The sequence below is a fragment of the Methylobacterium organophilum genome (assembly GCF_022533465.1).
Lineage (GTDB): Bacteria > Pseudomonadota > Alphaproteobacteria > Rhizobiales > Beijerinckiaceae > Methylobacterium > Methylobacterium organophilum.
Window position 1 is genome coordinate 4,069,974 of the sequence record NZ_CP092848.1, and the last position, 13,437, is coordinate 4,083,410.

14 protein-coding genes are annotated in these 13,437 nt (G+C 66.7%); 6 read left to right on the top strand and 8 right to left on the bottom strand.

The annotated features are described in order from the left end of the window. Position 1 precedes the first annotated feature (1 nt). The 3 genes from MMB17_RS19205 (at position 2) to MMB17_RS19215 (ending at position 3,453) form a co-directional block, all read left to right on the top strand. Entirely contained in the window at positions 2-2,170 is a 2,169-nt protein-coding gene (locus MMB17_RS19205) for an AAA family ATPase (protein WP_241102240.1), read from the top strand. A gap of 88 nt (positions 2,171-2,258) precedes the next feature. Continuing rightward, positions 2,259-2,576 (top strand): DUF6634 family protein, encoded by a 318-nt coding sequence (locus MMB17_RS19210; protein ID WP_241099945.1) that lies wholly within the window; start codon positions 2,259-2,261, stop codon positions 2,574-2,576. 115 nt (positions 2,577-2,691) lie between these two features. Further along, positions 2,692-3,453 (top strand): 3'-5' exonuclease, encoded by a 762-nt coding sequence (locus MMB17_RS19215; protein ID WP_241099946.1) that lies wholly within the window; start codon positions 2,692-2,694, stop codon positions 3,451-3,453. A gap of 131 nt (positions 3,454-3,584) precedes the next feature. Here MMB17_RS19215 and MMB17_RS19220 read toward each other — a convergent pair. Beyond that, a protein-coding gene (locus tag MMB17_RS19220; protein ID WP_173807913.1) for an IS630 family transposase occupies positions 3,585-4,642 on the bottom strand; the annotation gives its coding sequence in 2 pieces (ribosomal slippage) (positions 3,585-4,150 and positions 4,150-4,642; 1,059 coding nt in all). Between the two features lie 97 nt (positions 4,643-4,739). Between MMB17_RS19220 and MMB17_RS19225 the strand changes: the two genes are divergently transcribed. Further along, a complete protein-coding gene (locus MMB17_RS19225; RefSeq protein WP_241099947.1) occupies positions 4,740-5,231 on the top strand; it encodes a metallophosphoesterase family protein in 492 nt (163 codons plus the stop codon). Here the strand turns inward: MMB17_RS19225 and MMB17_RS19230 are convergent. The 7 genes from MMB17_RS19230 to MMB17_RS19260 form a co-directional block, all read right to left on the bottom strand. Continuing rightward, complete coding sequence (locus MMB17_RS19230) at positions 5,167-5,670, bottom strand: hypothetical protein (protein WP_241099948.1); 504 nt, start codon at positions 5,668-5,670, stop codon at positions 5,167-5,169. The genes MMB17_RS19225 and MMB17_RS19230 overlap by 65 nt on opposite strands. Further along, complete coding sequence (locus tag MMB17_RS19235) at positions 5,613-5,990, bottom strand: DUF6538 domain-containing protein (RefSeq protein WP_241099949.1); 378 nt, start codon at positions 5,988-5,990, stop codon at positions 5,613-5,615. The genes MMB17_RS19230 and MMB17_RS19235 overlap by 58 nt, the downstream gene beginning before the upstream one ends. A gap of 336 nt (positions 5,991-6,326) precedes the next feature. After that, positions 6,327-8,300: an ATP-dependent nuclease gene (locus tag MMB17_RS19240; RefSeq protein WP_241099950.1), complete on the bottom strand. Its 1,974-nt coding sequence runs from the start codon at positions 8,298-8,300 to the stop codon at positions 6,327-6,329. Between the two features lie 417 nt (positions 8,301-8,717). Beyond that, entirely contained in the window at positions 8,718-9,065 is a 348-nt protein-coding gene (locus MMB17_RS19245; RefSeq protein ID WP_420847287.1) for a DUF2958 domain-containing protein, read from the bottom strand. Next, positions 9,065-10,294: a PGN_0703 family putative restriction endonuclease gene (locus tag MMB17_RS19250; protein ID WP_241099951.1), complete on the bottom strand. Its 1,230-nt coding sequence runs from the start codon at positions 10,292-10,294 to the stop codon at positions 9,065-9,067. Before MMB17_RS19250 ends, MMB17_RS19245 begins: the two co-directional genes overlap by 1 nt. A gap of 573 nt (positions 10,295-10,867) precedes the next feature. Continuing rightward, positions 10,868-11,740 (bottom strand): hypothetical protein, encoded by an 873-nt coding sequence (locus tag MMB17_RS19255; RefSeq protein ID WP_241099952.1) that lies wholly within the window; start codon positions 11,738-11,740, stop codon positions 10,868-10,870. A gap of 262 nt (positions 11,741-12,002) precedes the next feature. Beyond that, positions 12,003-12,419, bottom strand: a complete 417-nt coding sequence (locus tag MMB17_RS19260; protein WP_241099953.1) for a hypothetical protein — start codon at positions 12,417-12,419, stop codon at positions 12,003-12,005. On the opposite strand from MMB17_RS19260, the gene MMB17_RS19265 reads away from it, so the two are divergent. After that, positions 12,414-13,070, top strand: a complete 657-nt coding sequence (locus MMB17_RS19265) for an 8-oxoguanine DNA glycosylase (protein WP_241099954.1) — start codon at positions 12,414-12,416, stop codon at positions 13,068-13,070. The two genes, MMB17_RS19260 and MMB17_RS19265, sit on opposite strands and share 6 nt — an antisense overlap. A 36-nt stretch (positions 13,071-13,106) precedes the next feature. Further along, positions 13,107-13,436: a hypothetical protein gene (locus MMB17_RS19270; RefSeq protein ID WP_241099955.1), complete on the top strand. Its 330-nt coding sequence runs from the start codon at positions 13,107-13,109 to the stop codon at positions 13,434-13,436. Position 13,437 lies beyond the last annotated feature (1 nt).

The following is a 13,437-nucleotide window of genomic DNA, read 5'->3' on the forward strand; positions in this document are numbered from 1 at the left end:
CATGGACGAGCAGGAGCAGCCTACGCTGGTGGATACCGGCCCGACGTACTCTGGCGATGCGGACGTGGGCCGGCAGACCCACGCGAGCCTCGCCGGCGACGGGGGCGAGGACGCCGCCGAGACGGCGCCCGGCCTCGACCTGGCGATCCCCGATCTGCTCGACCTTAACGAGGGCGGGGACGATGCGGCCGGGACCGCCGGTGCATCCGGCGGCGGCCGACCCGAGTGGCGGGGATGGCGCGGCGTGCGCCGGTTCGACGGCCTCGGCCAGCCGCTCGACCTGCTGGCCGAGATCGCCCTCGACGCGCCGCTGTCGCCGCGCCTGCGCCACGCCCTGCGCCGGGCCGAGCCGGTCGTCGTGCTAATCACCGTGCCGAGCCCGGCGTGGGTGAAGCCGGTCGAGGCGGTGGTCCGGCGCGCCAGCGGCGGTCAGGCGGAGTGCCTCGCCCGCACCGTTCAGCCGCGCGCCTCGACCGTCGTCGATCTCGACACGGAGGCGGCGGATCTGGTGGCGGGCGGCCGCCCCGTCGTGGCGATCACCCCGGACCGGTCCTGGATCGCGCCGCTGCTGCTCGCCGCCGCCGACCACGTCGTCGCCGTGCCGCCGCTCGAGGCTGCGCAGGTCGGCCTCGCCGTGCGCGTGTGGTGCGGGCGCCGGACGCGGGCGGTGCTGGCGGCGGGCGACCTCTCCGGTCTCGACGTGTCCGACGTGTCCGCCGCCCTGCGGCCGGGTTCGACCCCGGCCGCCTGCATCGCCCGCATACGCCGGGCGAGCCGCGCCCGGGTCGGCGCATCGGAGGGCGAGGCGGTCACGCCCCTTGATCGGCTGACCGGGTACGGCGAGGCCCATGCCTGGGCGACCCGCACCGTGGCCGACATCGCCCGGGTGCGCCGCGGCGAGATGCCGGCCTCGGCCCTGGAGGGGGTGGTGCTGTTCGGGCCCACGGGAACCGGCAAGACCACGTTGGCGAGGTCGCTCGCGCAGGCCTCCGGCGTTGTCTGCATCGAGACCAGCGTCGGTTCGTGGTTCGCGAATAGTCCGGGCTTCCTCGATAGCATTACCAAGCAGATCGCGCAGTTCTGCGATCGTCTGGAGCTTGCTGCTAAGCAAGATGGCTGTGCCGTCGGCTTTTGTGACGAACTCGATGCGCTCCCGAATCGGGCGAGACTGGACGATCGCAACGCCTCTTGGTGGGGTACCGTCGTCTCATACTGTCTCATCCGGTTCGAGGCCGCGCGCAAGGCCGGCGTGATCCTGATCGGTGCGACCAACCACCTCGACCGGGTCGACGCGGCGCTGCTGCGGCCGGGGCGGTTTGACCGGCAGTTCCTGATCGCGCCGCCCGACGAGGCCGGCCGCCTCGGCGTCCTGCGGATCCATCTCGGAAACGACCTTGCCGACGCGGACCTGACCTTGGCCGCGCGCCTGTCGTCCGGAATGACCGGCGCGGTGCTGGCCGGGTGCGTGCGCGCCGCCCGGGCGCGGGCGACCGGGCGGCCGATGCGTCTCGATGACCTGCTCGCCGAGATCGCCCCGGCCGACGCGCGCCCGCCCGCCCGTCTGCGGGCCGTCGCCCTGCACGAGGCCGGGCACGCCCTGATCGCCCACCGCCTCGGCCTCGCCGTCGTGCAGGTAACGACCCGGGGCGGAGCCCATCATGAGGGTGCGACGGTGCTGCGCCTGTCCGATCCGACCCCCGACCGCGCCGGGCTGGAGCGGCAGGTGATCGGGCTGCTCGCCGGGCGCGCGGTGGATGCGGTGCTCGGCGGCGGCGTCACGGCGGGCGCGAGCGAAGACCTGCGCGAGGCGACGCGCCTGCTGGCGGCGGTGCACGCGAGCCTCGGGCTCGGCAAGACCCTGCGGGCGGTCGTCGACCAGGAGCAGGCGGTGGTGCTGCTGCGCGAGGACCCGGCCCTGGCTTTGCTGGTCGAGGCGGACCTGCGCCGCCTGCAGGGTGTCGCCGAGACCCTCGTGCGCGCCGACCAGGCGGCGATCCTGGCGCTGGTCGAGGCGCTGCTCGCGCGCCGCGTCCTCACCGGCGAGGAGGTTGCCGAGCTCGCCGCCCGGCATCGGCCCCGCTTCCGCGTCCCCGCCGGACGTCGGGATCCCGTCCCGCCACCGATTGGAGCGGATCTCCTCGGTCGCACCGCCCCCGCCGCGGGCTCGTGAGATCGGGCCGATCGCCATCCCCCGGCGGGACCGGTCCGACGCCGGCCCCGATCCGAGATCCTTCCCCGCCGCGAGAGAGGACGCCGACATGAGCCACGCCGAGCTGGAACTACACCTGTCCGTCGACGAGGCCGTGCGCCTGGAGAGCGCGCTGGCGGCCTTCGACCGACTCATCGCCGGCTCGCCTCCCTCTCGGGATGAACTCGCGGCAGCCCCGCTGCTGACGGAGTGGCGCCGCACGCTGGTGCCGACGCCCGAGCCGGCCCTGATGGGCCGGGTCGAAGGCCACCCGCTCCTGCCCGGGCCCCGCCGCGTCGTCACCTCGCGGCTACTCGTGCTCGACGAATCCGCGGGATGGGCGCGAAGCCTCAGCAGGCTGTACCGGCTCGAGTCGCCCGCTGCCTGAGGCATGAGGGGCGTGCTTCATCGCCTGGAACGCCAGCGATCGGGTGTGCGCCAGCCCGGATCGGGCATCCCGTGCCGCGCCGTTCCACACTTCTCGAAGCTTCCGGAGAATGCCCGTGCCCGAGACCGTGATGGTGTTCGACCTCGAAACGGTGCCCGATCTGGCGGCGGTGGCGCGCGTGCACGGTCTCGACCCGGCCGACACGGACGCCGCCCGCGCGAAGCTCGGCGCGGGCTTCCCGAAGCTGATCTACCACGCGGTCGTGTGCATCGGCGCGCTAATCGCCGAGCGCCTGGACGGAGCGTGGCGGGTGCGGGCGCTGGGTGCGCCGCACGTCGGCGACCGGACCGAGGCCCGGCTGATCGCCGACTTCGCCGCGCGGGTCGAACGATTGCAGCCGCAACTCGTGAGCTTCAATGGGCACGGCTTCGATCTGCCGGTCCTGCGCTACCGGGCAATGATCCATCGCGTCTCGGCGCCCGGTCTCACCGCCCGTCCGTACTACCGGCGCTACGACGAGGCCGGCCTCGATCTCTGCGACGTCCTGGCCAACTTCGACGCCCGCGGCCGGATTGGCCTCGACGCGCTGTGCCGAGCGATGGGCCTGCCGGGCAAGCCGGAGGGTATCGACGGAGGCAGTGTCGCCGACCTCGTCGCGCAGGGGCGGCTTGACGAGGTTGCGGCCTACTGCCGGGCCGACGTGGTTGCGACCTATAGGATCTTCCTCGCCTACGAGCACCTGCGCGGGAACCTCTCCCCCGACGGCTACGAGCGAAGCGCTGCCAACCTCTCGGTCTTCCTCGCGCGGCCTGAGATCCAGAGCCGGGATGTAACCGCCGCCGGGGACGAGGCGCAGGCGTCGCCCTATGCCGCCTGACGGCGCGCGATCGCGAGCGCCCACGCCGCCGTCCTGCCCGCACCCGCAGCGACTGGAGACCGAGATGACCGTGTGGTTTACGGCGGACACGCACTTCGGGCACGCCAACGTCTTATACCAATCCTCATTGATCAGAACCCATGTGTCCATTGGCGTAGTCCGATGGACATGATGCGCCAGGGCTGGTCGATGAGCTTGTTCCAGGCGTCGCAGCAGTGATCGAGGATATCGGCGTAGGATTTGAAGATCCGGTTGCCGAGCCAGTTGTCGCGAAGGAACTGCCACAGGTTCTCGACGGGGTTGAGTTCGGGACTACGCGCCGGCAGCGGCAGAAGGGTGATGTTGTCGGGGACCGGCAGCTTCTTGGTCGTGTGCCAGCCGGCCTGATCGAGGAGGAGCACGGCGTGGGCACCGGGAGCCACGGTCCCTGAGATCTCTTCGAGGTGGTGGGCCATCGCCTCGGTGGTGCAGCGGGGCATGACCAAACCCGCGCCGACGCCCCGGGCCGGGCAGATCGCCCCGAAGATGTAGGCCGACTGTGTGCGCTGATCCTTTGGGGCTGAGGGGCGTGTCCCGCGCTTGGCCCAGCGCCGGGTCAGCGTGTTCTTCTGGCCGACACGGGCCTCGTCGCAGAACCAGACCTCTATCGGCTTGCCGCCGACAGCTTGCGCGATCTCCGCCAGACGGTCGGGGAAGTCTTTTTAAAAATGGCCGCGGCCTCCGGGTCCTGGGCGTGATGGCGCGGACGGGCCGAGAGCTTGCGGTAGCCCATCGCCCGCAAGACCCGGCTCAGGGTCTGCTCGGAAACCGACACGCCGTGATCCTCGGACAGGATCTGGGCCAGATCGCAGAGCCGCCAGCGTACCACGCCGTGAGCGGCGGGAACCGGCCCCTGTTCGACCAGCGCCTTGAGGACGTCCCGCTGATCGGCGTTCAGGCGCGGACGGGCCCCAGGGGCCTTGCCGTCGATCAGCCCGTCCGGGCCATCGGCGTTGAAGGCCAGGACCCAGTCGCGCACCGTCTGCAGCCCGACCCCGCCGATCTCGGCCGCCTCCGAGCGCGAGCCGCCCGCCGAGATCACCGACAGCGCCAGCAAGCGGCGGGTCTGGGCCGGATCGCGTGAACCCTTGGCCAGGGCACGTAAGGATCCGGCATCGAAGTCCGACCGCAGCGGTACGGGAGCGGCCATCGCATCCTCCTCAGGCCCCAAACCCGAGGACAGAATCACGGCCGAGACAGCGGCGCTACCCGTCGTGAGTCGCGCTCAACGAGGTCTGGTATTAGCGTTGTCGCGTCGCCCCTTCGCCGACATCCAGGCGCACGACGAGGCGCTGATCGCGGCATGGAACGCCAGGGTTGAGCGGCGGGATGAGGTCTGGCACCTAGGCGACTTCGCGCTGGGTCTCGATGAAACGGCGCTGTCCCGCCTGTTCGGTCGGCTGAACGGCCGCAAGCACCTGATCGTGGGCAACCACGATGCCCGGCTCACGCTGCGCCTGCCGTGGTCGTCGCAGCCCAAGCCGATGCGCGAGATCGTCGTCGATCACCAGCGGATCGTGCTGTGCCACTACGCCCTGCGAAGTTGGCGGCGGATCCACGGCGGGGCGGTGCATCTCTACGGCCACACTCACGCCCGCATCCCGGGCACGCGCCACTCCGAGGATGTGGGCGTCGACGCGTGGGGCTACGCTCCGGTTGCGCTCCCCGACCTGCTCATGCGCATGAACGCCAACACCGTCCTGGAGGACGAACTGCGGCTCGCTGCAGGGCGGAGATGAGAGGAACCGACGGTGCCGTGATCGGGTCCGCCACGGCAACAATCGGTTCGACAACAGGCCGTTCCGATTCGTTTTCGCCTGCTTCCGTACCGAGGTCCGCCATGAGGTCCTCGTAGGGCAGCGCGTCCGAGACGAAGCGGTCGCATGTGCGCAGCAGGGCCTCACCCAGGGCGCGCAGGCAGATCGGCTCGGCCCGCGCCACGTTGCCCGGCGTCGGCAGTGCCCCGATCTCCTCGACGATCTCGCAGATGCGTGCCTGCGAGGGTGCCAGGGCGCCGCTCTTCTGCATGGCGTCGAGGCAATCGCCGACCCCGGCGATCTCGGCTTCCGCAAGGCCCGCCTTCGCCATGGCAGCGCGGTCATCCTCGGTCAGGCGTCCGTTCACGCCCCGGCTGGAGGCGACTCGATAGCTCCAGCCCATTGCCTGTTCCGCGGCCATCTCGGCCGCCGGATTGAAGTCGGGTTCCTGGCGCGCGAGAAGGCCGCGATACGGTCGAGCTTCGCCTCATGGCCGAGGAGGGCCTTCCGGAACAGCGTCGCGAGTTGCTCCTTCGTGATGGCATCGGGCAGGATCGTCGTGAACAGGTCGGCGGCGGTCGCGTCCAGTTGGGCGGCGAGGAAGCGCGCGCGAACCGGCTCGCGCGTCCTCAAGCTGAGCTTCAGCCAATTCGCGCCCGTCGCCAAGGCGAATGTCACCGGCACGCGTCGCCGCCAGTAGTAGACGGCGCCCCGGCGGTGGAGGTTCGTCGCGAGCGCCACCCGGCCCGCATCCCGTGTCCCGTGTCCCATGCGTGTGACCCACCTCCGTGACCCGGTTGGGCCACAAAGATACCCAACCACAGGAGACACGAGTGAGATCAGGGACTTAAGAGGCTTGGCTGAGAAGCCAGGATACTCCCCTGTGTCGACAGCTCACGAAAACCCAAGCAAAGTCAACAAACTAACTGTCTGCTACCAGTCCCCCTTGTAGCAGACAGGTGTAGCAGTTCGTCAAGGAAAAGCGGATGCTTCCCGCCGCTGGATCGACGCACCGCTGTGCGGCTGGACGCCGTCAACAGCAGACAGGCTGCTAGCTCGTTTTGGAGGTGCTCGACATCATCCCGAGACCGCCTCTTCAATTATGGATTTGAGTTCAGACGCTAGAACGAAGCCCTCCGGGATCATGAAGCCATTCAGAAGGCCGTCGTTCTTTCCGGCCGCTTTAACGATGGGCTTCAGTGCAGCGTGGAGCTTCTTACCCTTTACCGTAGTGGGTGAGATTCCTCCAGCTGCCGTCCACATTGCTTCCGCGTCGGGCGACCCGCCGTTGGGCCATACCGCACGCACGACGTTCTGACGCTTGGCGAAGTAGGTATCCCGCGCCTTGCTGACCTTCTTAGACGCTTCCCATCTCCACTGCTCCGCCTCTTCGACTGTTACGCTGTAAAGGGCCGCCAGATAGTCGGCTTGGCAGAAATAAGCTTCAATGTCCGACCCAGCAGTGACCCAAAGATGCACGCCTGGAGTCTTGAAACCCTGCCGCCAGCGTTCAGCTTCGTCGGGGTTCATGAAGTCGCCATCGCGATGCAGTAGTGCCTTGATTTTCAATTCTCCATCGACGAGGAGGCCCTCTAAGAACTTATCTCGAGGCAGGTTCTCAATGCCAAAGCACCTGCACACCGCGACTTGCCGTGCGAGATCTGGCCATTGGCGAAGTAGCGCCCTAAGCGGCTTATCGTCCTCGTCCTCGACGAAGAATAGGGCGCCCTTGTCGAGCCCACCCCAACCGAGCAGCCGCCGGATCGCCTCATCATCCTTGGTTTCAACTACGCCGTCCTTCATCCAAACGAGCTTCGCGGCTGGGCTGGCAGCCCGGACGATGTGCGGACTGTGGGTCGTGAGGATGATTTGCGTATCGAATTCGGGCGCGGCCCGTTCGAGTGCCTCGATGAGACGCTCTTGCTTATCCGGGTGTAGGTGCGCGTCCGGTTCGTCGATGAGCATCACCTTGGGTTCGAAGAGGATTAGGTACGCGAAAATCTGCACGACTTGGAGCACACCGGTGGCAGCCGTCTCCAACGGGCGGCTTTGACCCGCGAAGCCATTAGTGCGGATCGTTGCCGAGATGTGGTAGTCTTCGCGTTCGTCAAACGCGACGTCAACTTGGATTCCTGGGTGCACTTGCTGCACCATCTGATTGAGTCTCGACAGCCGATATATACCCTGTGTTTCGTCGCTTTCGCCGACGCGGCGACTCCTGAGATTGAGCAGGATGTTGCGCAGCACTCCTCCGGCATCCCCGCTCGCGGCCTGCCGCCTAAGCGTCGGCTGAGCGAGGATCGACTCCTTTTCAGAAAGGCCAGCGAGGCCGGGAATGTAGGCAGTGATGAATTGGAATCGCTGTTTGTAGGGCGTGACGGCGGTGCCGCCGTCCATGTACGCCGTAATTCCACCACGGTTGCGAGCAGCGCGTATGCGGATTGTGGTCGACACTGCCTCCCCGCTGACCGGCCGATGCGAGAAGACAATCTCCACTGGCGTGGAAGTCGCGTCTGATTTTAGCTCGCCCTTATGAAGTGTCGATAACGGCTCGCTCGACGGAACGTAGTCTAGGCGTTCGAAGGATACCATTTCCTTGGTGTTCTTCGGCAGCACGTAACTCGCCGCACGTGCAGCCCAATGAATTGCCTGGAGCACTGAGGATTTGCCGCATCCATTTGGTCCGACAAGGATCGTGACACGGTCGAGGGGGATTGTTGCCTCCCGCGTGGCTTTGAAGCCTCGAACCGTGATCGACTCCAGCGTGCTCCACCGTCGCGCTCTAGTAGAACGGGTGTCCGTGATTCCCACAGGAGAAGGCGTGCCTCCGTCGGCTGCGGGTAGCTCTGAGCCATCTCCCCTCAGGCTGTCTGCCGGCACGTCTTCGGTATGTCCCTGCGCGCTAACGATTTCCTCTGGAGCCTTGAGCATCGTGTATGGCTCGTCGGCTGCCGCTGTTCCCGGAGCGCTCGCGTCAGGCGTTGCAGTCACATCCATGCTCAGTGCGTCGTCGTTAGCCATGCCGCCTGTTTGGACGGCAAATTTCGGCATGTCTATCTAACTCGCCAGAATGGGTTGCCGCCGATTAGATGCCGGTCTTTGCGTATCCCAGGGGTCGCAGCGGTACTCCGGCTGCGAAAAAAAGGAGGGCTGCTGCAGAGAAACGGAACCGGCATAGGTAGGTTGGCGACTAAGCTTCTGTCGGATCAGGCGTTTTTCTGGAAAATCAGCGAGCCTATGGACTGAACGGCTTTCCCAACCGCGCCAGATCAAGCTGAGGCGTAGGAGCCAGGAAGGATGACCGTGCCGGCAGATGCCATCAGTCTCAACGAGGCAGCCGTCGGGGGCTCGGCGACGACCTTGAGCAGGAATCGGGCGAGGATAACGAACTCTGGCTCCAGGATGGTGGGGGCGGGACAGGGTAAACCGATGTCGGGGTCATGAGTGAGGTGGAAAGCTGAACTTGGTTCATACGGCAACCCTCCCGGCGGCTTGAGCCTCGACCGCGTAGGTCGAGAGGGAGCGGTCGGCGATGAAGTGGATGTCGCGCTCGACAGGCAGACGGAGGCGGCCCTGAAGGGCAGCGAGTTCAGTGAGGTCGACGTAGCCGAATTCGGGGGAGCCGAGACCGGGGTCGCAGAGACCGAAGGCGCGGGTCGGCTCGGCCGGATCGAGTTCGGTGAGTAGCCAAGTGCCCGGGCCATCCGGCATGAAGAGCTTGACGACGGGGGGCGGGTCGATCTCCTCGCCGCGGGCGGTGCGACGTCCGTTGGCGAGGAGCTGTTCGCGGATCGCGGTGGTGAGGAGGGCGGGCATCAGCGTGTGCCCCGCGTCGCCGAGGTGGTGGCCGACGAAGGTCGGGACGTCGCCAATTGAGTGGAGCGTTTGGCGGTCGTGGTCGCGGAAGGACTGCGTCGCCGGCTGCTCCGGGTGATGGCCGGCGGAGGTGCCTCGTCTGGCACCGGCTCGGAAGTGCTTGCTGGCGGCGGCAGGGAACGGACTGGGTTCGGAACGAGCGGCGTTGACGACGGGTCGTCGCCGTGCAGGGCGAACTGAGCGACCCGCGCGTGGTCGCAGTAGCGCGCCCAGAGCTGGTGGGCGAAGTCGGGGGCGCCGGCCTCATGGATAGCACCGATGACCGCTTCCAGCGTGATGTTGCTGAAGCCGACCGTGGCGGGATCACCGGTGCCGTCGGGGTCGCGCAGTTCGGTGCGGTAGAGGGCAGCGACGGCTTGAGCGCGGCGATTGAGCTGCGGGGCGATCAGGATGAACCTGCCGCGGGAGGCGAGGCCGTGCTGCAGCATTAGGGACGTCATGACGTGCTCGCGGCGCAGCTGCTCGAAGCCGGCGCGGGCCAGGGTGGCGTTGGTGGCATCGTGGTAGAGGCCGCTGGCCCGGGCCGCCTCGCCGTAGCGGTTGCGCGGGGTCGCAGTGGGGCCGGTGAGGCCCTCGGTGAGCTTCACCTCGATGGTTATGACAGCGATCTCGCCGTCGGGCGTGATGGCTTCGATCATGGCGTCGAGCGCGGTACCGTCGCCGAAGTAGCGATCGTCGAAACGGCCGGGGCTGTGCTCGAACCGGATGCTACGGACCTCGCCGATGAAGCTCGGCAGGAGGTTGCGGAAGACACGTGTGGCGAGGACGAGATCGATGGCGAGCGGCGCGAGCAGGTTGAGGGTGAGCGCCTGCGAGGAGAGGAGGTTGGCCCACAGTCGATCCTCGTTCCACATAGCCCCAGGCTCACGGAAGAGCAGCGCTTGCCGGGCGTGATCACGAATGGCGAGGGTGAGGAAGGTGGCACCGGCCTGCGCGGTGTCGCGGCGGAGGAGCCAGTTCGCGGGCCGGCGGCGCGGCTTGCTGGTGGGGTCGCGGGTGATGAAGGTAGCCGCAGGCAACTGCTGATCCTGGCGCCAAAGATGGGCGAGCAGGCGGGCCGAGGCAGCGAAGCGGCTGTCGTTGGCGACGAAGGCGTGGTGTCGGCGGCGGATAGCTTCGTTCAGGAAAGGGGCGGGAGCGAGGGGCTGATTGAAAGGGCTGACGGCCACGGCGGTTCGGGGCGCGAGATGAGAATGCATAGAACTGGCCTTCAACTGCGGATGAGGACAGCTGAAGGTTCAGTTTCACAGGGCGGGAGTTGCGGGCGTTGGAATGAAGGCAACTGGCAGAGGACGGAAGTATTTTGAAGCAGATATTGCCATAACAACCTCCGGTCTGGCGTATAAAGCACAGGACAGCGGCAATGATTCCGTGTAGATCGCTCGGCATGGTGGCGATTGCGCGGCACACATTGCTAGCGGGATCATCACCTACCGGTGTTACAGGGGGATTGTATGTAGCTCGTTGACCAGCGGTTCCTCATTTCAAAGTGCGTCCGCTCTCACAGCGTTTTGCGGACACAGGAACGTGGGGCTGGACGGCAGCAGTGCTCCAGCAGCAAACCCCGAGCATCAACCGAAGAGCAGACCTTCGAGCATTGCGCTCCATCTCGGCCATTCAGCGGCCTTTGCAGGCATCTCCGAAGCGGGCATCGACACGAGTAGAACCACAGGTCTCAGATGTGCCAGGAGCAGAAGCGGTCTCATCGCCCGGGAGCGGCCATTCAGCTTCGTGTCCTGGACTCAGCGTGCCAGGTGCGACGCGGATCGCAGCGTCCCGTGGATCTTGATGATGGCCTCGACGAGGTCGGTACTCTTGGATAGGTCGGCATACCGACCCGAGCGAAGGTACCGTCGAAAAGCGATCTGCATGTCCACGGCGCGCGCGTAGTTAGCGCGCCGGATGAGCCATTCAGTATCCTTGATCGTCGCTATCGGATCGACGAAGGCGGCCCGCGACTGGAGATAGCGGGCACCGTCCTCCGAGAACTCGAAGCGGAGCCACGTCAGGCCGTCGACGATATCGGCGCCGGCGAGGAAGTAGAGAGGCGTCATGAACGGATCTAGGGCGCCGAAAGCATGGATCGGCTTGTCGACGCCGTGCTCGTCGAGGAGGGCACGCAGGCGCGCGACAAACGTCAGCCGTTCGATGAGCGAGGATCCGGCCTCCTTCTCCGTGACGCCGATGACATCGAAGCCATCGAGTAGCGGGACGTGCTCGGTCACGGACTCTATCGTCAAGCGTTCCCCGTCCATCGGCTTGAGGAGGAACGCGCTCCCGAAGCGCGACCGCCGCTCGTCGAGGGCGGCCTCGATCTGCCGACCGATGGACAGTGACGTGCGGTCGTAGCTGACCGCGATGACGGGAACATCGATCTCCACCTCCGCCAAAGTCTCGGCGTATAGCTCCGCGGACCACTCGAAGGCGGCATGGTCGGGGTTTCCTCCCCTGCGCCGGCCCTCCTCGTCGACCAGCCCTTCGTAGCCGCCACTGTCGACGATGATCAGGGGAACCTGGAATCGCCTCGGATCGACCGCGTGGTGGCGGATGTCATACGCGCTGACGAGGACGGGGCTGACAATGAAGTCTGCGGTCATCTTCAATGCGGTGCTCACCGAGATCCTCGGGAGCGCCTTGCTGGAGTAGGACGGAACTACGAGTGGTCCCTCGACGACGACCTTGCCTCCGACGGATATTGGGCGGGGCCCGCGCGAACTCGACTGCGGCATCGATTATCCAAATGACGCCGCGCCCGCCCGATGCGCCGCGAGAGGACGCGCCCGATTGGGGCACGCGAGATATGGATACTGCAGCAAGGTGGTCATCGAGGGAAGCCATCCGATCCCGCTCGCAAGCATCGGCGACACGCTTGGCCGTCTATGCGTTTTCCTGCATAAGCCGCTGAATCGCGATCAGCGCATTCCGCAGCGGGGGCGACAGCATCGCCATGGCGAATAGATCCCGGATCTCGCCAGTGCCGTCGGACGGCGATGTACCGAGATGGCGGTCCAGGGCCAACTGGTACTTACCTACCTTCTGAATCAAACAGTTCCTCAGCCGCGAGACCGTCGGCTGGCTGACGCCGAGAACCACCGCAATCTGCGCGTCGGACAACCCGCTCCGCGAGATCGTTGCCGCCATGCGGATCTGTGCGAAGGACTTTTCCATTGCGGTTTTATGCATATTCCTGCATAAAACCGCAAGGAGTTTGCGGCGATGCAGGCGGTATGGGCTGGACATGGCGAAACGGCGCGGCTGATCGCGTTGCCGGACGGCGCGGAGGAGGTCGTGCACGGAGTTCGTTGGGGCAGCCCGGATTTCCCCGGAACGCCGGCCTATTGGGCGGTACGGTGCCAGTGGGGCCGGGACGACGTGCCCAGCTTCGCCTGCGGCGCTGGCACGCTCGCGGAAGAAATCGGCTTCTGCCTTCTCGGCGGCTACAGCGTCACCTTCGAGGCCAACATGGCGGCATTCGCCTGGCTGAGACAGAACGACGTGTTCGACCTCGGAGCCGAGATCGAGACCGACGACATCGTGAAGCTCCTGTCCACGCCCTTGGTCGTCGATGGCCGACTGCGTCGCTATCGCTTCCCGAACCAGCGCGCGATGCGGATCTCCGCCATGCGCCGCCGCATGATCTCCGCGCCGCCGGCCCCCACCTCGGCGCGGGTCTTGCGCGACGACCTCATGACCTTCGACGGCATCGGGCCGAAGACGGCCTCTTGGATCGTGCGAAATCACCTCGACAGCGACGAGGTCGCCATCATCGACGTCCACGTTCTCCGGGCTTGCCGGCGCATGGGCCTGTTTCCGGAGGACATCTCGCTTCCTCGGGACTACCTGAGCCTCGAGAAGGCGTTTCTCAATTTCGCCAGGGCGATAAACGTGCGATCCTCGCTCCTCGACGCTGTGATGTGGACGGAGACGAGAGCGGCGCCGCGTTGATGCCGGCGGCCGCGTCGGGCAGGGAGATTAGAGCATATGGGCGGGTCCGATCCGAATCCGCCGAACCGCGGCCCTTCGCACGGGCTCGGATCGGGCGGGAACTGCCCCTCGCGGATCGCCACGACCATCGCGGGGCCGGCCGCGGGCATCGCCAAGGGGGAATGGCTGGACGTGCGTGTCGACAGGACGGGTGGCCACCCCCGCGTCGTTCTCGTCGACGAGGTGACACTTGTGACGGTCGGCTCCCTCGCCGGCATCCCCGACCTGGCGACACTGATCAGGTGCCTGGAGCAGGACATTCCCTACAGGGCCTATGTCGACCACGTGGACGGCGGTCGGATCGACGTCACCGTCATCAGGGGCTAGC